General features: G+C 60.3%; 20 protein-coding genes. All 20 read right to left on the bottom strand.

Annotated features, from left to right (window positions below):
• Positions 1-17 precede the first annotated feature (17 nt).
• A complete protein-coding gene (locus DJ563_RS24380; RefSeq protein ID WP_434518479.1) occupies positions 18-866 on the bottom strand; it encodes a hypothetical protein in 849 nt (282 codons plus the stop codon).
• Between the two features lie 37 nt (positions 867-903).
• Positions 904-1482, bottom strand: coding sequence for a hypothetical protein (locus tag DJ563_RS24375; protein ID WP_434518478.1), 579 nt, complete (start codon positions 1480-1482; stop codon positions 904-906).
• Entirely contained in the window at positions 1482-2324 is an 843-nt protein-coding gene (locus DJ563_RS24370) for a hypothetical protein (RefSeq protein WP_095063828.1), read from the bottom strand. The genes DJ563_RS24375 and DJ563_RS24370 overlap by 1 nt, the downstream gene beginning before the upstream one ends.
• Before the next feature lie 174 nt (positions 2325-2498).
• Positions 2499-3290 (bottom strand): hypothetical protein, encoded by a 792-nt coding sequence (locus DJ563_RS24365; RefSeq protein WP_434518477.1) that lies wholly within the window; start codon positions 3288-3290, stop codon positions 2499-2501.
• Between the two features lie 12 nt (positions 3291-3302).
• A complete protein-coding gene (locus tag DJ563_RS24360) occupies positions 3303-4271 on the bottom strand; it encodes a hypothetical protein (RefSeq protein WP_434518476.1) in 969 nt (322 codons plus the stop codon).
• 134 nt (positions 4272-4405) lie between these two features.
• The gene (locus DJ563_RS24355) at positions 4406-5725 is read right to left on the bottom strand and encodes a secretion/conjugation apparatus DotM-related subunit (protein WP_434518475.1); all 1320 of its coding nucleotides are present in this window, start codon (positions 5723-5725) and stop codon (positions 4406-4408) included.
• 79 nt (positions 5726-5804) lie between these two features.
• On the bottom strand, positions 5805-6077 hold the full coding sequence (locus tag DJ563_RS24350) for a hypothetical protein (RefSeq protein ID WP_095063832.1): 273 nt from the start codon (positions 6075-6077) through the stop codon (positions 5805-5807).
• Between the two features lie 48 nt (positions 6078-6125).
• Complete coding sequence (locus DJ563_RS24345) at positions 6126-7325, bottom strand: ATPase, T2SS/T4P/T4SS family (RefSeq protein ID WP_095063833.1); 1200 nt, start codon at positions 7323-7325, stop codon at positions 6126-6128.
• Positions 7322-8269, bottom strand: coding sequence for a type IV secretory system conjugative DNA transfer family protein (locus tag DJ563_RS24340; protein WP_434518474.1), 948 nt, complete (start codon positions 8267-8269; stop codon positions 7322-7324). Before DJ563_RS24340 ends, DJ563_RS24345 begins: the two co-directional genes overlap by 4 nt.
• 14 nt (positions 8270-8283) lie before the next feature.
• Positions 8284-8784: a DotD/TraH family lipoprotein gene (locus DJ563_RS24335; RefSeq protein WP_227696469.1), complete on the bottom strand. Its 501-nt coding sequence runs from the start codon at positions 8782-8784 to the stop codon at positions 8284-8286.
• A gap of 81 nt (positions 8785-8865) precedes the next feature.
• Complete coding sequence (locus DJ563_RS24330; protein ID WP_227696470.1) at positions 8866-9390, bottom strand: transglycosylase SLT domain-containing protein; 525 nt, start codon at positions 9388-9390, stop codon at positions 8866-8868.
• Positions 9391-9392: 2 nt separating this feature from the next.
• Positions 9393-10010 (bottom strand): hypothetical protein, encoded by a 618-nt coding sequence (locus DJ563_RS24325; RefSeq protein WP_434518473.1) that lies wholly within the window; start codon positions 10008-10010, stop codon positions 9393-9395.
• A 109-nt stretch (positions 10011-10119) separates the two neighbouring features.
• Positions 10120-13059: a TraM recognition domain-containing protein gene (locus DJ563_RS24320; protein ID WP_434518472.1), complete on the bottom strand. Its 2940-nt coding sequence runs from the start codon at positions 13057-13059 to the stop codon at positions 10120-10122.
• Positions 13060-13070: 11 nt separating this feature from the next.
• Entirely contained in the window at positions 13071-16133 is a 3063-nt protein-coding gene (locus tag DJ563_RS24315) for a type IV secretion protein DotO (RefSeq protein ID WP_095063837.1), read from the bottom strand.
• A gap of 63 nt (positions 16134-16196) precedes the next feature.
• Positions 16197-16943 (bottom strand): HNH endonuclease, encoded by a 747-nt coding sequence (locus tag DJ563_RS24310; protein WP_434518471.1) that lies wholly within the window; start codon positions 16941-16943, stop codon positions 16197-16199.
• 73 nt (positions 16944-17016) lie between these two features.
• On the bottom strand, positions 17017-17397 hold the full coding sequence (locus tag DJ563_RS24305; RefSeq protein ID WP_095063839.1) for a hypothetical protein: 381 nt from the start codon (positions 17395-17397) through the stop codon (positions 17017-17019).
• Between the two features lie 37 nt (positions 17398-17434).
• Positions 17435-18019, bottom strand: a complete 585-nt coding sequence (locus tag DJ563_RS24300; protein ID WP_095063840.1) for a type IV secretion protein DotIE — start codon at positions 18017-18019, stop codon at positions 17435-17437.
• Between the two features lie 14 nt (positions 18020-18033).
• Positions 18034-18654 (bottom strand): type IV secretion protein DotF, encoded by a 621-nt coding sequence (locus tag DJ563_RS24295; RefSeq protein ID WP_095063841.1) that lies wholly within the window; start codon positions 18652-18654, stop codon positions 18034-18036.
• Between the two features lie 10 nt (positions 18655-18664).
• Complete coding sequence (locus DJ563_RS24290; RefSeq protein ID WP_186652627.1) at positions 18665-20107, bottom strand: DotG/IcmE/VirB10 family protein; 1443 nt, start codon at positions 20105-20107, stop codon at positions 18665-18667.
• Positions 20104-21123, bottom strand: coding sequence for a DotH/IcmK family type IV secretion protein (locus tag DJ563_RS24285; RefSeq protein WP_095063843.1), 1020 nt, complete (start codon positions 21121-21123; stop codon positions 20104-20106). Before DJ563_RS24285 ends, DJ563_RS24290 begins: the two co-directional genes overlap by 4 nt.
• Between the last annotated feature and the right edge of the window lies 1 nt (position 21124).

The raw sequence follows: 21124 nt of genomic DNA, 5'->3' as shown, positions 1-21124 counted from the left end.
CAAGCCCACTGGCAGCGCTAGCGTGCAGCCGCCGAGAACTGGCGGGAGTGGTCCTTGCAGCCCATCGATGCCACCGTGAAGCGCACTTCATAACGCGAATAGTCGCCAGCTGAAATGCTCGAAGGCCGAGGGCCTTTATCGACGGCCTTGCTGTACCCAAGCACCGCCTCACAGGCAATCAACTCACCGATCTGGGTGTTGAGCTCTGCCACTCGCTTGCGCATACCCTGCGCGAAGCCAGCATCGTCCAGCACCACCGGCGTGCGCTCGGGCGTGGTAACCAAGTCTGCATACTGCCCGTCGGCAGCACCCATGAAGCTCACGCGAATGGAGATGTTGCCGTTGCGATCAACGCGCGGATACCCGGCAAAACGGACCTTGAACTGGTTGATCGGCGCTAGCTGGCTGACGGTTCGGCCGGCCACTTTTTCCCAGTAGGCATTGGACGGGTTGGCAGGGTCATAGGCAGGCACGCCCCTGTCGTACGGCTTGCCCGCCATGCGCAGTTGCTCCTGGCGCAAGAAATAGCCGTCGCGGCAGGTTTTGCTGATTTTTGCATCCATGGGCTGGCCCGACTTCGCGCTGTACAGCATGGCTGCGGCACATTCGAAGTCGTATTGCCCGTTCAGGTACAGGTATTCGCCACTGTTGAGCGGGCTCAGGCTGTAGTTGAGATCCAGCCCACCACTGCCCGCGCCACCTGCGATCCCGGTCACGACGCCAGTAGGCATCAACGAGGCCAGGGAATTGGCGGCCTCATCGGAAAAGCGAATCTTGGTAGTCCCGTCCGGCATCTTCTCGGTGGTTACACAGCCCGCCATGGCCACAGCGGCCAGAATAGGCAGGATGAGTGTGCACTTGGTCATGCTCGTATCCTTACTTGTGAATTCTGCTTGAGCGCGATCAGAAGAACCGCCCCATGTCTTGCTGCTGAACTTTCGCCTGCTGGGTCTGCTGCAGTTGCTGCACCACATCGCCTGGGCGCATCTCGACAGGCTCGCCACAAGGCTCACCGACATCGATCACGTAGCCGTCACGCACACTCACATGCACGAACCGAACGAACTTGGCGCGCGCCATGAGCGCACGCTTGCTGCTCTCATCAACAAAAATGCCGAGTGACAAGGGCGGCATACGGGCATCCATGAAGCTGACGCCTTCAACCGACAGGTACAGACGATCGGAGACATAAGCGGCCTGGAAAGGCATGCATGCAGCCCAGGCCGCCTCGAATGGCTGAACACCCACATACAGGGTGTCGCCCTCCAGCGCAAAACTGAAACGCCCACTTTGCATGGGCGAGAGCAACATGACGCGCTCATGCCGGGGATGACGCAGCACTTCGTCCCGCTTGAAGTTCGCCGTCCAACGCAGAAAGTTGGCGTAGGCCACCACTTGCCTTGCAGCCCGCGTTACCCGCGCCTGCTCTTCTGCGCTGATTGCCGGCCCCACATCCTTTTGGCCCTGGATACCCATCTGCATCAGTCCTCGTGCTTTTTGCGTTTTTCCAGCATGCCGAAGAAGTCATCAAGGATCTTGTTCAACATCTTCTGCGGCGTGTGGCCGAAGTTTTTCGCATGTTCGGAAACGCGCTCATGGTTGTCATTGCGCAAGGTGTAAGAGTTTGACGGGTCCTTTTTCCGATTGCGGAAGGAAATCAGCCCCGACCGGCGCGCCATCGACATCATGCGCTCGTAATCCGTGTGCGAAATGTTGAACTTCTTGCGGATATCGACCTTGGTCAAACGCTCATCCGCCTTCATTAGCCGCACACTTTCCAGCATCAGGTTATGCAGCTGGTTCAACCGCACCAGATGGTTGAAGCCACTGTCGATCTGCCCACGCTCAACCGCACCGCGATCGGTGTCGGGGCGGGCCAGCCCGCTTGAAAGGTTCTTCAGCACGACCTCATCGGACAGATCGAGCGGGTTTCGGTTCTTCTTGGTTTCCTTGAAGTCGGGCGACTCGCCGCTCAGGTAGTACACCGAGCCTTGTTTGGCGATTTCCACTTCCAGGAAAGAACACGCCACCATGAAAATGTCTTCGGTGCAGAGCTTGCGTGACACGCCTTGCTGAATGGCTTCGCGGCTCAGCGCCTCACCCGCGGCGCGCATGGCGGCGTGGGTATGCTTGGTCCGCTGAATGTCCTGGACCATGTTGAAATACGACTTCAACGGCAGCACCTTGTCAGACAAGTTGACCAAGGGGTGCAACTCTTTGACGGTATCTGCCAGTACATCCGGCGAGGGGACCAGCAGCGACCTCAGGCCTTGGGCAAGGGATAATAATTTAGCCCCGTCTTTCACTTCATTCGCTGGTCGCATATACGTACCTAAAGGTTCTCCAATCCAAAATAGTCTTCAAGTGCTGGCGGGCGCAGAACCCCGCTCAAGCAAAACAGCAGACGAAGGCTTCGCGAGCATCGCCTGCTCATCTCCAATCCTGGAAAAGATCCTCCTTCGGCACCTGCATAGCAGCGAAGATGGGAGCAACTGAAATCATTGCGGTGCCAGGCATCCGAGGTCTCCGCCCTGCCCTGGGTCAAGCCCCATGGACTGCAGCGTCTGCTTGGTCAGCTCGACCTGCGCCTTGATCGACTCGGGATCGTTCGCCATCTGCTGCGCGACAGCATTTTCAATCGGCGACTGACTGGAAGCAAGATGTGACAGAGTCGACAATACGGCAATGACCAGAACCGGCGGCACGACCCACGCCAATACCGCCTTGCGCCGGCGTGACCGGGCCTGGCGCTCTGCGTCGCTGGCGGCCTGCTCGCGCAGCGCCTTGCGTGACGGCTGGGGCGCTGCGCCGTGATACTGCGCACTCACCGCAACAGGCTGCAAGGCCTCCGGCTGCGCGCTTGCCTTTTGCGCTTCTTCGCGCTGGAAGTAGTCGTTCAGGGCCTGGTTCAAGCATTCCGAAAGCGCCTGGCGCACCTGATAGGCAACGAGTGCAGGGTCGATATGCGTGAGCGCGCCCTTGCGATCCGCCTCGGCATGAAACACCAACTGCAGGGCAGCCAGCTCGTAGCTCGACAACACGTCGGCATCATCCTGGATCGCCAGGCTGACACTTCCCGTCAGCATGCGCCGGTGCCCATCGTCTTCAGCGGCGTCGAGGCCGGCCACCACCAGGGACAGCTGCTTGAACGCCTTGGGGATGCGCACAGTGCGGGTAGCCCGCAGCGCGTCATGTGGGCTCTGGCTGTCGAACACCACCAACAAGTGCTCGGCCGAGCCGAAGAGGCGGATGCTGGGGTCGAACTCGAAGTTCGGGGCTTTGGCTTTCATGTACTTTGCTCCTTAAAGTTTTCCAAAGATGTCTTCAAGCACGACGGCCTGCGAAAGGCCCGTCATCATCCTTGGCTTCCCTGTGCGGTGGTCGACGAAGAAGGCAGCCGGGACACCCGCTTGCTCCTTGCCGTTGTTTTCGAATGCTGCGTACAGAAACGCCAGGTTGGTGCTCAGCTGCTCCACCGTCTCCGGCGAAGGCTCGGAGCGAATCTGTTCGTGCTTGCCCAGCACCCGCTCAAGCGTGCGCTGGTCCTTGGCCTGCAGGATCGTGGCAGCAAGCGGCACGCCATCTGCCGGGTTGCCCAGCGCAGCCGACGGAATCCACTTGATGGTGTGGCCCTTTGCCGCGTAAGCCCTTGTTAAGTTGTACGCCTCGCGGCAATACGGGCAGCGTGGGTCGATGATGATGTAGACGGTATCGCCGATACTGCCATCGCCTTCCTTGACGCCGGCCAGCGAGTCAACCGTCTTCATCGACTCAGGTACTGCGCCCTGGTACTGACCGTCCATGGCCGCAGCTTCCCGCACGTTCGTGGCTTCAACCGGCGACATCAGCGGCGCAGCGGGCGCAGCCGCTACGGGCGGGTTTGCCGGGCGAGGGTTGTTCATCTGGGCCACACCCGGCAGGAAAGCGTCGGAAATGTTCACGCCTGTTTCAGCATTCCAGGCCACCCCGGTGAACAGCACCGAGGAATCCGGCGTGCTGAACAGCACCACTTGGTGGCCGTTCTTTTCCACGGTCCAGGCAGTCAAGCCGCCCAGGCCGACAGGGCGGGCGTTGACGATGCGGCCGTAGCGCGATACCCGCTGCGCAGTCAGGTCATCGAGCGGCTGTTGCGCAGGGTTTGCCGCAACGGCACCTTGAGCGGTGATGAAGGAAGAGAGGTCTGCCGTTTGAGCAGGGTCGGCATGGGCGGCTGAAACCCCCGCCGCAAGCGCCGCCAACACGGCTACAGGTCTTGCAATCACACCTTTCATGGCTCGATGTCCTTATTAATAATCCAATACGACCGTATTCTAACAAAAAAGTAGAACTTGGCACCAAAAAAACAAAAAAGAGCCATCTTTAAAGATGGCCCTTTAGTGGTACCGATACGCTCAAGGCCGCAGCGTCAGGGCGCAACCTCAGCGAGGGTCGCAGCCTGCGCCGCAGCATGCTTCTCCTGTTGCATCGTCTCGTAGCGTTTCTTGTCGGCATCAAGGTACTTGTACGCCGACATGGCTTGCTCAAGGCCATTGACTGCCCTGTCGAGCTGAGGCTCTGCCAGCGACACACCCGCTTTGCACTCGTAAAGGAAGTGCGACAGGATCCCCGGCGCCTCCGGGAAGCTCGCCTGGCGCCCGATGGTCTGCAGGGCGTACCACATGTCCCGATCGAAGAAACGCAACCAGCGCATCTCGGCCGGTGGCAATACCCCCAGGCGCCGCGCCTGGAAGAACATGGCGAAAATGATGGTTCTGACAAACGCATGGGCGTGCAGGATCGCGCTTGCGTTAGGGTGCTTGATGTACTTCTGAATGATCGCCCGCGGCACTTCCAGCGGCACTTCAGGTTTCAACCACGCATAAGGTTCGGGCGCACCCTGCCCCTTGCTGCCCTTGCCTGAAGGCGCTTTGAACTGGTCCCAGCACCAGGCAATCATGTAATCACTGTCGGCCATGGCCGCCTTGAAGGCGGCGTCGTCCAGCGCAGCATCCGTGGCAACCACGCGGGGTAGCGCGATGGCCACCAGCAGGGTTTCGGCAGGGGTCAGGTTACCCACCCGGGTCCAGTGCTGGCCCAACTGACGACGCATCACCTCGGTGGCTTTTTCACGATCCAGGGTAGGCGCCCAGCTGCGGTCCGCCTGCTCTGCCCACCCGCTGATCAGCAGGTGCTCATAGGCAAACTGGCGGGATGTCTGCGACATGCCGAATACCGGATGATCAAGCGGCTGAGCAATCAGGTCGAGCTCCGCGAACATGCGCAGGTGCGGGTACTGCGCCTTGCTCTCTTGCACATAACTCTTGATGTTGTGCGTCTTGGTGAATTTGAGTTTGGGGTGGGTCTTGTTGATGCGGATGAACATGCGCACCGACAGCACCACCATCACCACAAGCAGGAACCCGTTCACCACCAGGGAAGACGAGGTGATTTCACTCCATGCCACCGTCGAAAAATCGCGCTGGCAAGCGCCGACAATTCCGTCCGGCGCACACATCCGCCCGACCCATTGGTTGATCGAAGCAATACCCGGAAGCGCCGCGAATTCGCCCGCAACGCTCAACAGCCAGAGCTCCACGTAACGGATGTAGACATAGACAGTCGCAATCTTGTCATGGGCGAAAGACCACGCGCCCCAGCCCCCCAGGTACAGCACCAGGATGATGCCGATGAGCACGGCGGGGTCATCCCAGGTAAAGCTTCTTTGCCCACCGCCTTGCTGTTTCATTCAACGCCTCCATGGGCCAAAAATGCCTTCACACCCGCAGCGCCGCCAAGCCATGCGCCAGCCCTGTGCAACGTGCTTTCTACCTGACCAGTTCTTTGAGAATGTTGTGCGTGGTACGCACCCGCCCTACCAGGAAAACCCCGGCCTGGCGAAACACCGCGCGCACGGTCATTTTTTTCACGACTTCGATGTAGACCAGGCCGAACGTCATGCACAGCGCCAACGGCAGCAGAAACTTCCACAACGCTGGCACCAGCAGCAACATCAACCAAGGCAAGGCGGCGCTTGCGTTGATGACGAAAAAGCGTGCCGGCGGCGCGCTTCTGCTCCAGTGGTACCGTCCCTTTGCCATAACCCCTCCAAAATCTCGTTTGCAATGCCATTACAGGGCGCTCCCAGCTCAACCGTGCCGCAGATCGCGGGCGGTCGACTCGCTGATCAAACCTGCTGCCAGCAGGCGATCTGCTTCAGCAGCAAAGGTATGCCCTTCCTCACGCACGAATTCGGCGACCCGCTGGGTCACACGGCCCATGTCGGTCAAGTCCATCAAGGTGTCGCGTACCTGCTCGGTGAACCGCAGCCAGGAACGGGCCGCCGTCCGCTTGCCATCAACCGTGGGCACGAGCTTCTGCGCCATCATGAACCGGCTGGTATCGACCAGGTCGTAAATCGCGGTCGCCCGCTCCTGTTCGGGAAAGCGGGAGATCATCCTGCGCATGATCGCCGCGACATCCTTGGCGTGAACCGTGCCGAACACCGGGTGGCCTGTCAGCGACAGCTCGACCGCCGCCCGAATGGTTTCCTGGTCACGCAATTCACCGATCACACACAGGCCGGGCGCACGCCGCATGGCCTCACGGTTGGCCCTGTAGAAGTCTTTGAAGTGCGTAGGGATCTGCGACTGCACGAAAATCGAATGCTTGCTCTGAATCTTTTCGTACGTAAATTCGATGGGCTCTTCGTGGCTGATCAGGTTGCCCTTGATCGGCGTGTCATTTTCAAGAATGAAGCGGTTGATGGCGGCAAAGGTGGTGGTCTTGCCATGGCCGGTCGCCCCCGCGATATACACGATGCCGTCACGCGGCGTGGCCATCCTCACGATGTCTTCGCTCAGGCCTACGTCCTGAATCCGCGGTGGGTCGTCGGGGATCGCCCGGATGACGATCTGGCAGGACGTATCGCCATGGCAGGCAATGGGCGAGGCGTTGACCCGGTAGGCATAACGCAGCCGAGCACCGCGGGCATCCTTGCGCTGCGGGTCGAACAACTCGTAGCGCTCGTTGACCGCAGTACCGGACACGATATCGGTGGTGGCTGTGTCGCGGTTGGCGGCCATCTTGAGCAGCTCGTTGACCTCCCCGACATCCAGCGCACGGCGGGTGACCGCATACAGACGGCCGTACTTCTTCACCACGACCGGCAATGCGGGCTGGATGAAGATGTCGCTGACGCCATGGCTCAGCGTTTCCAGCATCATCGCCTTGAACTGCTCGGCACGGTCGAAGCGAAAGGGGTCTTCATAACTGGTCAGCCGTTCCAGGCGCTCGATCATCGCACCGGGTTCCAGCATCATCACGTCATCGTGAAAGTCCTGCTTCATTGCGGCCCGCCTTCTCTGCCCGAAGGCTGGGTGCGCAGCTCACCACCACCGGGCACGGCAAAAGCCTTGGCCGCACCGGGCTGGCTGGAAACACCAGGCGCCGGCGCCGGGCTGGGTGCACGCGGTGCCGGCGGCCTGCGCACAGGGTCGGCTGCGGTCGACGTTGCAATCGAACTGCGCCATACATTCATGTTGTCATTGAACTGCGGCAACGCGGTGATGCGCAGCAGGGTCTCGTCCACCGCCATGGTCTGCCCCTCTTTGGTGACAGGGATCGCGGCACCGGAAATGATCGGCATCGTGATCTGGCCGTGGCGGGCGAACGTGCTGAAACGGCGCATGCCATCAATGTCGCGGTTCATCCGGTCGAAACCATAGGTCAGCATCAGGTTTGCCTGCTCGACGCCTTGCTTCCAACCGTCACGGACGGCCAATTTCCACACGCGTTCTTCTTCGTCCGAGCGTGGCATCAGCGCCGACACCAGGGACGTGCGGTCCATGGCGGGCAGCGGGAAGCTCAGGTACTCGCGCCAGCTTGGCGGGACCGACGAAAAGCGTGCCTGCGACTCGATCTTGTAGGACGCGCCCGAAAGGCGAAGCGTGTAGTCACCGTCCTGGTTGTACAGATCGCGCGCCTCGGTGATCACCGGCGGCACCACACGGTCCTGGATCATCAGGTTGCTGAAGTCGTAGACCGTATCGAACTCACGCTCGCGCTCCTTCAGTGCCTTGTTGATGTTGGTCAACTGCCACGCCAGGCCAGCCTTTACCCCCACCTGCAATGCCGCATCGAGAATGGCCTCGCCGCGGGCCGCCGAGGCCTGGTTCTTCTCGTCACGCATGGCTTCCACGGCCGACCTGGCATCACCGGCGTCACCCTGCTGCTGAACATAAGCCGGCTTGTCGTAAAGGCGCTCAGCGTCTTCGAGGGTCATCGGGGGCATGTCCATCGCCATGTTCAGCCCCTCCCCAAAGCCAGCGGTACGGGCTTGTAGATCAGGCGCAGCGTGTTGGTGCTCTTGTCGAGTACCACATCGGCGCCGGTGTCGATCTGCACGCCCACATCCTTGAGCACGTTGATGGGCGTGGCTTTACGCACCCAGATGTTGATCGGCTTGAGGTCCACGCGCTTGCCGCTTTCGACATAGGCATAGCCATAGCGGCTGGCGAACGTCTGCAACAGCTCCTGGGGCTTGCCGATGAAGTCGATATCCACCTGGTCGGTGTCGACCGCAGCCTGCCTGGAGGCCGCTTTGACGCGGTCGGCCGTCAGCGACGAAACATAGTTGTGCTGCGAGTTGACTGCCACGGCCACCTTGTCCGCGATGATGCGGCTGGCAAAGGCCTCGGTGTCATCGGTGGTCGGTTTGGCAGAGCTTGCGCACCCGCCCAGCACAAACAGCGCAAGCAGCATGCCCCCAGCCTTGCAGCCGCGTGCACCCATGAGCATTCCTTTCATGTAAAAACTCCTGAAGTTGTCATTCTGATCGACCCGGCGTGCCCTACGCTCAAGCGCTTCGGGCACTGGCGGTGGCCTGTTCTACTGGTAGCTCACCACGTACTGGGCGTGACGCTGCTGTTCGAGGTACTTGCCCCATTTCACCGCGAGCGGAATCAGGCCTTTCTTGTAGATGTCGTTGAATTTTTTGGTACGGGAATGGTAATTGGCAGCGCGGGTCCAGAAATCCTGACCGTTTCTTTCGTCGAGCTTCTGGCGCAGCAGCCATGCTGCCAATTCCGCGTTGTAACAGCCCCGCCAGGCGACATCGGACTTGGTGATTGCCGGGTATGAGGCGAACACGCCTTTCGGGCCCCAATGGGTGGTGTTGATCTGGAAGTGGCCAAGGTCGAAGGTGCCGTTGCTGTTCGAGACACTCTGCCCGTTCTTGCCACTTTCCTTGCTGGAAATGGCCAGCAGCACATTGGCAGGTACGCCCTGGCGCTGGGCTGCCTGAACGACACATTCGATGTCCGCCGGCCGCACGGCATAAAAGTCGTCCGCCTGGGCTAGCGCCGGCCACAGCGTCAACGGGACGACTACGCGGTACAACCACTTGCCGGCCATGCTCAGATGATCCACTTCTGGTGCTGGAACCAGAACCAGAATGCCCCTTCGACGAACAACTGCCCTGTCGAGACCTGCCAGCAGCGGTAGGACTTCTTCATGCCGAAGACCCACAGCGCGAAGCCGATCGACAGCCAGTTCAGGGCCACCATCACGCCCGCGCCGGTTGCGAGCATGTAGACAAACCCGAGGATGGCGACAACGCTGGCGATGAAAAAGGCCCTGGAATGCAACCGGTGGTTGCGGGCGATGCGGTCGATCTCATCGCGCTCGATGGTCGTCAGCTGTTCTTTGACCCGCTCGTTGCGATAGCGCGCGGCGTGGTCCCGGACCTTTTTGACGTCATCCTCTTCGAACAACGCAAAGTCGCAGTTGTTGCAGCCCCAGCTGTGCAGTACGCGGATCTTGCCCTTGGGGCTTTGTTCAAGCTCCTGGTGATCGCCTTCGGCCTTGAGCAGCACACCGCGCTCGCACTCCGGGCAGGCGGGGCTGAAATTCGACTGCCACAGCGACTTGATGTGCTGGTTGCCCATGCGCAGCTGGTTTACGCCCAACGCCGCCATCGGCATTTTGATGAACGCGTACTTCGCTACTTTCTTCCCTGTGCTGAACAGCCCCATCGCCTCACCATAGCATGCAGAAATTATAGTTTCTGATTATCTGTCAGATTTATATCGTCGTCAATTTATGACACAACCATCAAACAGCTTCCGACCAACGGGTTGCCGCTTAGCTGCCTGGCTGCCCCTTGATCAACTCGCGGCATCGCGCATCCAGGTCACTCAACTGTTTGCGTACCCCTGCCACGCCGAGTGCTTCAGGCTCGGGCGCGATGACATAGGCCGTTTCGCGGGCGATGGCATCGCAGGTAGTCTGGATCCGCTCCTGCGCGGCCCATTTGTCGGACAACGATTCAAAGCCCTCGCCGGCCGCCATCAGCTGCATGTCGAGCAACTGCTGCGGCTCGGCAATGGCCAATTCACCCTCCCACGCCGCGTCCAATACCTTTTCATCCGGGGCGGCAACCACCGGCGCCACTGCCGTCTCAGCGAGCATGTCCGCCACGGCCAGCAGGCTTGCTTCGATCGACGCCTGGCTCAGCGGGTCAGGCTGCGGCGTGGGTGCAGGCGCAACAGCAACCTGCGCCACGGCCTCAGGCGCTGGCGTTACCGGCAACGGCGCAGCGGCCGGTGGCTTTTGCAAACTGCCCGACAGATATGCCCCAAGCACAGCGAACGAGGTGTCCAGGCGGCCAAGCACAGGCCGGTCGGCATCTGCATAGTTATGCTCGAAGGCGCTGTGCATGCGAGCAAAGGTCGGGTCGCCCTTCACCACCGAGCGCACCCGCTTGGCGAATGAGCCGTCTTTCAGGCTGTCGACAAACGCCTTGCGCGACGCCCTGCTCTGAGGCAGGTCCGAAGGCTCTGGCGGCTCGACGGGGATGAAGTCGTTGATCCGCATTTCTTTGGGTGCAGGGCCAGCGGTGTAGAAGCCAAGGCCGCGGATAAGCGCCACGCCACCGGTTTTGCCATTCTGCGATTTCTTGCCGATAAGGAACGTGAATTCGCCGTTTTCCTGCATGGCGACGTCGTCGTAGTTCAACCGGCTACGCTGTTCGATCGCGACATTGTCGGACTGGCGCAGTTTTTCATTGGCGCCCCCCGGGGAGCGCTCGAAATTACCTACCATGGCCTGCGAAGACTCCGCCGCCGCACCCTGCACGCGCCGCCAGGTCTCGGATTCAGTACCTGAAGTCAGTCGGCCGACGGCTCGGATGTTGGTGTTTTCCCAGGTGGCATCGGCTTCTTCGGCACTGGACTTTTTAAGCGAAGAGAAGTCCTGCGCGGCAAACGTCACGCTGAAGCCCAGGCTGCGCGCCTGTGCCGGGGCCACCGCGAAGCCGACCACGGCGTAATAGCCGTATTCATCGAGGATGGTATAGAACGGGAACTCCGAGCCCGTGGGGCGGCTGTCGATGATTTCGCGCACAACCCCTTCAACCCGGTTACCCAGGCAGCCGGCCATCATCTGCTTGATGCTGCCGACGATCATCTTGCCGAGCATGCGCATGCTGTCCGGTGCCCGCTCCAGTGCAGGCAACAGCACCACCAGCAGCCGTCGGTTGATCACCACATCATAGAAATCGACATCGCCGACCCGGGTCTTGAAGATGTGCCCATAGTTGAACGTCAGGTCGTTGAAGATCCGCCCCAGCTGCATCACGATGTAACCGTGCTGTTCGAGGGTCTTGGTTTCCTGCTTCTTCAACTTGGCTTTCTGATAGCCCGGAAGCGTCAGCAGGTACGAGCGCAACGGTGCGACGATGACATCGAACATGTCGCCGTATTTGCCACCGTGTTCCCACACCAGTTCTTCGATGATGTTCAGCTCGAAGTATTCAAGGTACTTCTCTGGCGACAGGTTGATGTGCCCCTTGTCGCGCAGGTAGGTCAGTGGCCGGGTCAACGCCGCCACGAACATGATTGCACGGCCTTTCCACATGTCGCCGCCACCGCCCGAGTCATCCATCAGCGAGACGATCAGCTCGATCAACATGCCGGACGAGGTGTTCCCCATCATGTTCATGTTGTTGGTGACCTTGTCGACCTGCTTCTCCACGAAGTCGCGGCCAGAGGTGATGAAGTTGATGATCAACAGGTCGTCTTCACGCCCCAGATAGCGCGACAGGCGGAATATTTCCTTCTGCAGCTTAGGGTCTCCCTTGCCATCGACATAGATGAAGCCCGTGTTCTGTACCAGTGCGTTGAACACGATGCCCAGCAACAGCTCGGTGTTATGGGTGACCAGGCTGTCGTCGGTGATGTACAGGTGGTGCGGGTGATCGATCTCGATGCACTGGCACTGCGCCTGGCCGGCAGCGGTGACTTTCCAGACCTCTGCCCAACCGTCGAACTTGGCCGTGCCGCGCTTCTTGCGCACCTTCGGCAGCATCACCACGACGCCACGGGCCATCAGCGCCCGAATGGCATCGGTGGTCACGGTATGGGCTTGTTCAGTGCCGTCCGGTTCGCGGCTGAGGACGCGCCACAGGTGGTCGCCGGTCGCCTGGGCACGGCGGCCGTCGCGCGTGGCGATGGTCCAGATCGGCTGGATGCCCTGCTCGATCACCCGCAGCACAGCGGCGTGCTTGCCATCGGGTGTGCACACGCTATCGCCCACCTTGACCTGGCCCATCGCAACCCAGCCCTTCGGCGTGAGTACCTTGGCATGCTTGGGTTGAGGCTTGCCAGAACCGGTGGTGCCCAGTACCAGCTGGTGCGTCCTCAGGTCACTGTCGCCGGCGTAGATCTGCTCTTTGGTTTCCAGGTCGTTGCCGAATAGGGTGACACCCTCGCCCTTCTTCTTGCCCTTGTAGGAACCATCGTTGACATCCGCCAGCTTTGGCACCCGGTACGGGAAATCGAACGCCCGGTTATCCACCGCCACGAACTTGCGCTTGAAGGCCCAGGCCAGCAGCAACAGCAGCTCACCCGAAAAAGGCACCTTGATCAGTACCAGGGCCAGGATCGGCAACGCGAACGTACCGAACACCGCACCTTCGGCAGATTGAAAGAAGTCACTGAAGCGCTGCCCGGCCAGGCGAGTATCTTTGCGCCGCCGGCTGCTGCTGACTTCATGCTGACGGGATGCGCCCTTGTACTGAGCCATCTGTCGCCCCCTTAAACCACGTCTTCGAATGCACTGGCGCTGATGTAGTCAGCGACCAAATCCTTGGCGATCCGCGCAATCACGGACTGCTCCATGTCGTCATCGACAAACTCGACGTCCTTGAACGTTTCGCGCTTGAGCCGCTCGACCATGTCCTTGCAGCCCCCTGACGGGAAGCGTCGGGCAAGCAGCGCCAACGCATCCGGGCGCGGCATATGCTCGTAGAGCATGGTGCGCAGCTTGCGGTCTTCGGCGGTGGTGGTCAGTGCCCAGAGCCGCATCGGCCCGGCAGACATGGTGAACAGCTGGCTGTAACTGGCGTTCTTGGTCTCGAAACGCGCCAGGAACGTACAGCCGTGCTTGTTCGCACCGTGGACGAAATTGACCAGCGCATGTTCTTCGGTATCGGAAAGGCCAATGTTCTTGCGGAGCCAGTCGCGGGTTTCCTTGGTGCCCGAGTCGAGGATGAACGTGGCCGTGGCGATCTTGGTGAGCGGGCCGAAGTCCTCCATCAACTGGGAAGCCAGGATGATTTCCATGTTCCACTTTCGCGCCTCACGGCCGTCGGTCTGCATCTGTTCCTGAAGCCCGGAGTGGCCGCCTGTCTTGTGGAACTCGTCCATGCACATGACCTTGTATTCGTCTACCAGGTCGGCGACCAGACGCTCGTAGAACGGCAGGTACTTCTCGGTGAAGAAGGGGAAGTCCTCTTTCGAGAAGGCCACCTTCTTCATGAAGCACTGGCGAGCGATCATGTACATCAGTGCAGTCTGTTTCTTGGCCGAAGCAGAGCCCTGCAGCGCCACGTCCTGCAGGTCGAGGGCAACGATGCGGGCACTGCCCACATCGAAACGGGTGTGGTCGGAGAACACCGGGAAGTCGCCGACCGATTCGCGGATGCCGAGGATGAAGGCATCGACCAGGCTGCGCCCCACCTCACCGGAGCCTTCGTATTCGGCGCGAACCTCTTCGGTCGATGCCACCGCTACCAGGTCATTGAGGGTCGGCACCGCATAGCGCTGGGTCACCTCGGCTTCGTACACCATACCGGCGTCGAACATCGCATCGACCAGTTCCCAGTAGGTGGTGGCAGGAAGAATGCGGAAGCCCAGCTGCGCCACCGCCGTGTCCACCACATCGTTGTGCCCGGGCTTGTAGGTCTCTGGGCTGGCCCGCTCGATCTTGTCGTCCTTGCGTCGGTAGGCCAGGTCGACCATGCGCCCCACAAAGTTGCTCATCCCTTCGTAAGGCTTTTCGCGCTCGGGCGGCGTCACCAGGATGGTCAGGAAGTTCTTGTTGAACTCACGGTCCTTTGGCAGTGGATAACGCTGGCCCAGCGGCGTATCAAGCGGGTTGATGCAGTCCTTTCTGGCGTTCTGCAAACGTTTGTACACCACCAGGTGATGAAGCCTGGGTGGCAGGTTGTCGCGAACCAGGTCGCAGAAGCCGGACGAGGAAATCCCGATATCGGTAATGCCGATGTAGGGCAGGCCCGTCAGGCCCGGCATCAGGCAAGATTCGAAATGGTTGTTGTTCATCAACACCGATTTGCCCGAACCCGGCTTGCCGGCGATCAAGGTGATCCATGTGGTCTGCTGGGACGAGAAGCGCTGATACTTGAGGATCTTGCCATCCAGGCTACGGTAGATGGTCGACCCCTCCTGGAACGGCGACGCGGGCCGGGTCAGCGGCAGCATGGCCACTGCATCGCCCAGCGGCGCGGCTGCAGGGTCGCCGAGATGCTTGGTGGTCAAGGCCAGGCAGTTGGACTGGAACGCCTGCATCGGGTTGCCGGTACGCTCGATGAATACCGGTTGCCCCCACGCCTCCAAGGTGCGCCACAGCTTCGATTTGCGCAGCGCAAGTTCCTTCACGCCTTTCTCGTCGGGGCTGGACCAGGTCATCGCGGCGATTTGCAGCTTCACCATGCACTCGCCGTCGCGCACACGCTCGCGCAGCTCTTTGGTGGCCAGGTTGATGTTGCGGTTCTGTTCGGAGGTGACCGAAAGCAGCTGGGCAAACAAGCTCTTCCAGGCCAGCACACTCATGCCATCGGAAGACAGCATGATCGACATGGAGTACGGCAAGGCCCTGGACACGCCGTTTTCCTGGGTTTCTGCGCGGTTGAGGCTGTTGAACAGGGTATTGAAGTACTGCGGCTCTGCCGGCGGAATCGACATCAGCAAAGGCGCATACACCCGCGAGCCGACCCTAACGCTGGTGGGGTCTGGCAGCAGGCTTGTGCGCTGCCCACTGCCAATTTCGCCAGAGGTGACCATGATCTGGCTGGGCAGCGTGGGGTACATGAACTCCGACTTGTCATTGCTGCGGTTGTTGGCTTTCCAGCGCATCGGGATTGCGCTGCCCGGAATGTAAGGCTTCCAGCTACGCGGAGTAATGTCGGGGTTCACCTTGGCACGGATTGCGCGAATCGCTTCGCTGACGTCGAGCACATCGGCCGAGCAGCCGAACTCGGGGGACGTCAGGTCTTCGGTAATCTTGGCGACGAAGGAAAGGTGGCGATCCTTGAGGTAGGAGATGGGGCGCAGCAGGTTCTGCGCCTCGGCGGTAGCGGGCCAGTCCGAGGCTTTTCTGAACTCGTTGGTGGCTTCGCGGGCCATCGTCTTTTCAGTCTGGTCAAGCAGCGCGGGCCGCGACCAGAACACCAGGTAGCATTCTTCGTCATACACATACTGCGCGTACTTTTTGACCCCTTCATTGATCAGGTGGCGTACGTTCAGGTTCAGCCGCTCGGCGGTAGCCGCCTGCTGCAAGGCGTTCTGCTCCAGCGGCGCGGTGGCATCCAGGTCACGGCTGAAGACAATCTGCAGGTGATGACCGCGCACCTTGAAGTACACGGCAAGCGATGCTTCCAGCAAGCTCACGAGCCGTTCGAACTGTTCGCGACCCAGCACGCTCTTGGTGCCGTTGAAGCGCACGATTGAAGCCAGCGAACCGTCGTTGGCGACGATGGACTGCCCACCATCGACCGTCTCCAGATCGCAGTAGTCCTGCACGTCTGCTTTGAGCTGGCTCAGAACCGTCAGGATCACCGCCTCGAGTTTGTTAAACATGTCCTTGTTCTCCCTTGATAACGTTCTCAACGGCGAGGCTGATCAGCTCTGCGTTCGGGTGCATTAAGCAAAATGCTTGAATAGTTGGCCGGTCAATGCAGACCAACTGTCGGGCAAAAACAGCGCGCGGTTATGCGTTGCGTAGTATTCAAGTTGCCCGTCCTTGAATGCGCTCTTGGTGGGAAACAGGCGCAGCGGGGCCAGCCACTCACCACGCCTGGCGTATTCCTCATCACTGACCAGGTGCTTGCTGGCGAGTGTTTCTGCCACGCCAAGCACGGTGATCAGTTCACCGCCATACACTTCCTTGAGGGTGTCGCTGCCACGAAACTTGAACGCCGCCAGCAGGCTGGCCAGCTTCTCGTTGACGGCCACATCGCCCAGTAATTCGTTCACGTAAATACAACGGGCAATAAGGTTGACTTCGGTCTGCGTCAGTTCCTGCACGGCCACGAAAAATCCCGTGTTGTTCATGGCACACGCGCCCAGGTGATGCACCTGGCGGCACAAGTTGCACGCCGTGACGAGATTCTCTTTGCTGCAATTTTCGGCATTGCCATCCAGCGCGTGAAGTTCCTGATACTTGGCAGACTTGAAACCACAGAAGCGGCAGGTGTAGTTGTCGCGCTGCCACACGGCCGTGCGAAGTTTGGCGTTCGCTTCACTCAGCAACGTGCGTTGGTCATCGTCGGAGCGCCAAAGCGGTCGACGCACACCAAATACCGGCTGGTTGGCAGTACGGCTGAGATAGCCACTTGCCAGGGTGGGGACATTGACGGCCTTGTTCTCAGGAGAGGGTTGTTCGCTCACGTCTGAAATCCCCGAAACGGTTATTGAGAATGCGGGGCATTGCGCCCCGCGCTACGGTAGGCGGCGCGCAGCCTTAGCCGACGGTGGTGTTGCGCATGATCCACATCACGGTACCGACACCCGCCATCAAGCCGCCGATGAACAGGCCGACGATGGCGGACAGGGGCTTTTCACGCTCGTCCTTGGAAGCTTTCCACAGGGTGTACAGCGACATGGCCACGACCACGAAGCCACCAATCGACACCAGGGAGATCAACAGCGTGGCACCGCCCTGGGCGGTATCGTCGATGTTGGTCATGACATCGCTGGCCGTCTTGCCGCCAGAGGTATCCTGGGTCAGGTCGGTCTTGGTGATGGCGAATGCCGACGGCGCGGTCAGGGCGCCGACAGCAGCGGTAATTGCGCGAACTTTGGCCGAATCGTAAGCAGCTTTAAGGGTTTTGAGTGCTTTCATGAGTGACGCTCCTTGGGTTTCATAGTGCGTGAAGCCGTTACGACCACGGCGTGAAAAGTCCAACCAGATTGAATCCGATTGTGTTGTTGAGTACATCGCTGAACCATTTGAAGTTCCACGCCAAGATACCGCCAATAATCCACCCACTGGCAGTACCCAAGCCGGCTTGCGTTTGATTATTGTAATAACCGTTAACCGTCAACCAGCCTTTCACCATGGCAATGAAACCGACCACTTGCATGATGCCCAACAGGGCCAGCGTTGCCAGTTGTGCTTGCGCTTGCAACGTGCTCCCGGAAGAGGAATAAGACAGCATGCGCGAGTTGGCATAATCGCCTGTCAACGTGCGCGACATGATACCCATCCACTCCAGTGTGCCGATGGCCAGTAAAATCGAGCCAATGACCAATTGCACACACGCTGAACCGACGGAAAACCGCTGGCGCCCGGCAACATACTTCAATGCGTTGTCGTGGGTAACGCCCCAAATTTCCACCAACGCAGCAGAGGTCAGGTAAAGCCCGATAAGCGCGGCAATACCCTGGCACATCATGATCGCCGTCGGTATGACTTTACCGATGTTGACCATCACATCTACGAGATCGGCATATCCGGCTGCCATGTGTATTTCCCTATTTAAAGCGCGGGCGCGGTGACCACGATGCCACTGTTGCCATCCACCGCGAGTACATTCAGCTCACGCTGTACAGGCGGCAATCTTTCGCCGGCTTTTACGCTGTCTTCACGCTCGCCGCTCTTGACCCAGGCGCGGTGCCCGACAATCGCCTGCACCTTGTAGCCACTGGACTGCGGGATTGCATGGCCGCCTTTGGCAAGCCCTTGTGCCGGGGTGGCTACCGGGGCCTTGCGCGGCGGCTTGACGATGTCTACCCGCTGACGGCTCGCCTCGAAATAGTCCATGCGCTGGTTCAGCCCAGAGAGGGTGCTATCCAGCTGCTTGATCTGGTTGAGCAGCAGCTGGGTATTGTGCTGGGACTCCTGACGCACGATCTTCAGCTGTTTCTCACTGTTCTGCTGGGCCTCGAGGGCGGCTTGCGCCTGCTCCTTGGACTTGGCCAACTCAATGCTCAGCACATCCATCCGCGGCTGTTGCGCAGCCTGCGCCTGGGCTGGCGTCATGCGCTTGGCTTTGGCGGGCGACGACGACACCTTCATCACCATCACGGCGATGAGGATGAGGGCTACGAAGCTGCCGGCAAAAACGCCTAACAGTTTTCCGAACGACCAGTTCTTCATGTCGAACTCCTTATCGAGATTGATCGTGAACGTCTTGCAGGAAGAACAGGCCAAAGCCCTTGTTCGCAGGCGTCGCGTAAGTAGCAGGCCGGTTGAACCCACGGCGCACTTCCGAGGCGATGGAGGTCCCCAGCTCGCCAACCGACATACCGATGACCTGCTTGGAGGAAGGCTCGGTGGTGGTCTGGGCCACTACGCCGCTCGGGCTGATGACCGTGGTGCCCGCCGTCTGCTGGTAGGCCCGGCCGTAACCGGACAGCAGCGAGGCAGCGCCCAGTGCGAAGTAGCGCTCCATAGTGTGGTGGTCCTTCGTCTCGGCAATGCCTTGCTTGGCATCGTCTTCGCGAAGCGCCACTGCACTGATACGCATGGTGGGGCGTGTGTCGTTTACCGGCGGCGCAAGAATGGTGAACTTGACGCGGATGTTGTCCGGCGCCTGCTCGATCTTGCCGATCAGTTTGGAGCCGTTCCACTTGCCGCCACGAATGGTTGCCAGGACATCGCCGCCGTCATCGGTGTTGACCTCGGCATCGAGCGTGGCATACATGATCGTGCCGGTCTTGATCAGCAATTCGCGGTCGGTATCGCCCACGGCCTCGATGGCGCTGGGGTCTTTCTTGTCCTTGGCGGTACGCGCCATAGCGCCCCCGTCGTCGGCCACAGCGCGCTCGGCCGGGTAGTAGCTGACCGTGCTGAAGCTGCTTTTTTCAGCAAACCCTTTGGCGCTTTCCGACTCGCCCATGAGCTGCTTGATCGACTTGAGCGTTTCGCTTTTCAGCTCGCTGACGTAGGCATCGCGCTCTTGGCGGGCCTTTTTCAGCTCTTCCTCCAGGCGCCGACGCTCCTGCTCCTCTACCTGGGCGTTGCCCGCACCACCTTGCTGGCGAGCCGCTAGCGCAGCGTTCGCCGCCTCTTCGCGGGGCGGTTGGCCGGCCCCGACATAGATCGGCGGCGGAGCACTGGTATCGTTGTAGGGTTGCCCAGGTACATTGAACTGCACCGCCTGATCGCGGGCGTAGTCCTTGCTGGTGGAGGCCACGATGTTGGGGTCGAAGCCCGGCTGATACGACATGCCGCGCTCGGCGGCCTGCTGAGCTTCCAGTGAGCTTCGCTGGTTGCGACGTTCGGCTTCGGCAGCGGAAATCGGATCGACCGACACTTCGGGCTGTGGCGCACGAGGCACATCGACCTTGGCTGTCTGGCCGACCGGCTCGTCCTTGGCGGTCATGCCATTGTAGGCCAGCGCCCCCAACGCAACCACCACGATGCCGGCAGCAATCAGCGAGACCTTGCCAACACCCGAGCCGAACACGGCTTGCAGATTGCGCTGCATCTCGTTCGACTTGCGCGCCTTGTCCGACTTCCCGGCAGAGGCTTCGTCGCGATCGGCCACCAGGTGATCGTGCTCTTCATCAAAGCCTGCGTCACTGGGCGGTGTATTGTTCTCACTCATTGCAGATTCCCTTGCTCGATGAAGACGGTAACGGCTTGCCCACCGGTCGTGAACGTGACGCTGTTCTGCAAGCCGGCGTAGCGATACACGGCCACCCCAGTCGTGCTGCGCGCAGCGTTGGTGTACGCCGGGTACTGAGCGTCAGCCTTCGCTTTCACATACATGTTCTGGCGATAGCTCCAGGCCTCCACGCCATCCAACCCGGTCACCCTCAGGCGCAGCGCTTCCTTCGGCGGCACGCCATCGAGGAAGTAGGTCAGCGCATTGTCGATGCTTGGCATGTTCTGCAGGGCAACCGAGGCCGCAGCGTCAGGGTTGCGCCCTGGCACCTTGGCATCCACCCGCATGTCCACTTCCTCCTGGCCTGCGGCCAGAATCAGAATGATCGGGGTGGACAGGCCACGCAGGGTGACGGTCACGTTGCCGTAGGCAGCAGCAGTGGCGGGGTCCAGGGTCAGGATGTTGGTAGGCGTGACGCCGCCGCCCTGCCCCTGACCGCCTTGCGCACCGCGCTCGCGTCCATCGCTGAACAACTCACGGTTGATCGAGACGTTCTGGATCATCCACGGTTGCCCGGCATAGTCAGAGAACACGATCGATGATTGCTGGCCTTTGCTCAGGCGAACGATGGGCGGCGACACGCCCGGATCCAGGTTCAGTGCCAGGGTGCGAGTCACAGGCTTGGCCGGGCTGACGTAGGGCGTGGCTTTCTGTTTTTCACGATCGAGCCAGAGCTTTTTGACCAGCTCCAGTTGCGCAGGGGTCAGTTGCGAGTCCTGCACATCCTGAATGGTTTCGTTGACGACATCTTCCGGACGTGGGTAGACCACTTGAGCAGCGCTGGCTACTTGCCGACCGAGGCCGTTCATGGGCGGCAGGGGTGGCGCTTCATTGGCCTGCGCGGCATCGACTTGCCCGGCGCCATCGGCGGTAACGGGCGCGATTTGCGGCTCATTGGCAAACGCAGGCATGACAATAGCGCTCGCAATCAACGATGCGATCAGATGCTTCTTCATG

It is taken from the genome of Pseudomonas sp. NFX1 (assembly GCF_051123555.1).
Taxonomy (GTDB): Bacteria; Pseudomonadota; Gammaproteobacteria; order Pseudomonadales; family Pseudomonadaceae; genus Aquipseudomonas; species Aquipseudomonas capeferrum.
This window is presented reverse-complemented; position numbering and strand designations above follow the sequence as displayed.

What these genes read in the sequence shown, in the direction of transcription:
- DJ563_RS24380 (WP_434518479.1), bottom strand. Translation starts at nt 866, where the DNA reads ATGACCAAGTGCACACTCATCCTGCCTATTCTGGCCGCTGTGGCCATG.
- DJ563_RS24375 (WP_434518478.1), bottom strand. Translation starts at nt 1,482, where the DNA reads ATGCAGATGGGTATCCAGGGCCAAAAGGATGTGGGGCCGGCAATCAGC.
- DJ563_RS24370 (WP_095063828.1), bottom strand. Translation starts at nt 2,324, where the DNA reads ATGCGACCAGCGAATGAAGTGAAAGACGGGGCTAAATTATTATCCCTT.
- DJ563_RS24365 (WP_434518477.1), bottom strand. Translation starts at nt 3,290, where the DNA reads ATGAAAGCCAAAGCCCCGAACTTCGAGTTCGACCCCAGCATCCGCCTC.
- DJ563_RS24360 (WP_434518476.1), bottom strand. Translation starts at nt 4,271, where the DNA reads ATGAAAGGTGTGATTGCAAGACCTGTAGCCGTGTTGGCGGCGCTTGCG.
- DJ563_RS24355 (WP_434518475.1), bottom strand. Translation starts at nt 5,725, where the DNA reads ATGAAACAGCAAGGCGGTGGGCAAAGAAGCTTTACCTGGGATGACCCC.
- DJ563_RS24350 (WP_095063832.1), bottom strand. Translation starts at nt 6,077, where the DNA reads ATGGCAAAGGGACGGTACCACTGGAGCAGAAGCGCGCCGCCGGCACGC.
- DJ563_RS24345 (WP_095063833.1), bottom strand. Translation starts at nt 7,325, where the DNA reads ATGAAGCAGGACTTTCACGATGACGTGATGATGCTGGAACCCGGTGCG.
- DJ563_RS24340 (WP_434518474.1), bottom strand. Translation starts at nt 8,269, where the DNA reads ATGCCCCCGATGACCCTCGAAGACGCTGAGCGCCTTTACGACAAGCCG.
- DJ563_RS24335 (WP_227696469.1), bottom strand. Translation starts at nt 8,784, where the DNA reads ATGAAAGGAATGCTCATGGGTGCACGCGGCTGCAAGGCTGGGGGCATG.
- DJ563_RS24330 (WP_227696470.1), bottom strand. Translation starts at nt 9,390, where the DNA reads ATGGCCGGCAAGTGGTTGTACCGCGTAGTCGTCCCGTTGACGCTGTGG.
- DJ563_RS24325 (WP_434518473.1), bottom strand. Translation starts at nt 10,010, where the DNA reads ATGGGGCTGTTCAGCACAGGGAAGAAAGTAGCGAAGTACGCGTTCATC.
- DJ563_RS24320 (WP_434518472.1), bottom strand. Translation starts at nt 13,059, where the DNA reads ATGGCTCAGTACAAGGGCGCATCCCGTCAGCATGAAGTCAGCAGCAGC.
- DJ563_RS24315 (WP_095063837.1), bottom strand. Translation starts at nt 16,133, where the DNA reads ATGTTTAACAAACTCGAGGCGGTGATCCTGACGGTTCTGAGCCAGCTC.
- DJ563_RS24305 (WP_095063839.1), bottom strand. Translation starts at nt 17,397, where the DNA reads ATGAAAGCACTCAAAACCCTTAAAGCTGCTTACGATTCGGCCAAAGTT.
- DJ563_RS24300 (WP_095063840.1), bottom strand. Translation starts at nt 18,019, where the DNA reads ATGGCAGCCGGATATGCCGATCTCGTAGATGTGATGGTCAACATCGGT.
- DJ563_RS24295 (WP_095063841.1), bottom strand. Translation starts at nt 18,654, where the DNA reads ATGAAGAACTGGTCGTTCGGAAAACTGTTAGGCGTTTTTGCCGGCAGC.
- DJ563_RS24290 (WP_186652627.1), bottom strand. Translation starts at nt 20,107, where the DNA reads ATGAGTGAGAACAATACACCGCCCAGTGACGCAGGCTTTGATGAAGAG.
- DJ563_RS24285 (WP_095063843.1), bottom strand. Translation starts at nt 21,123, where the DNA reads ATGAAGAAGCATCTGATCGCATCGTTGATTGCGAGCGCTATTGTCATG.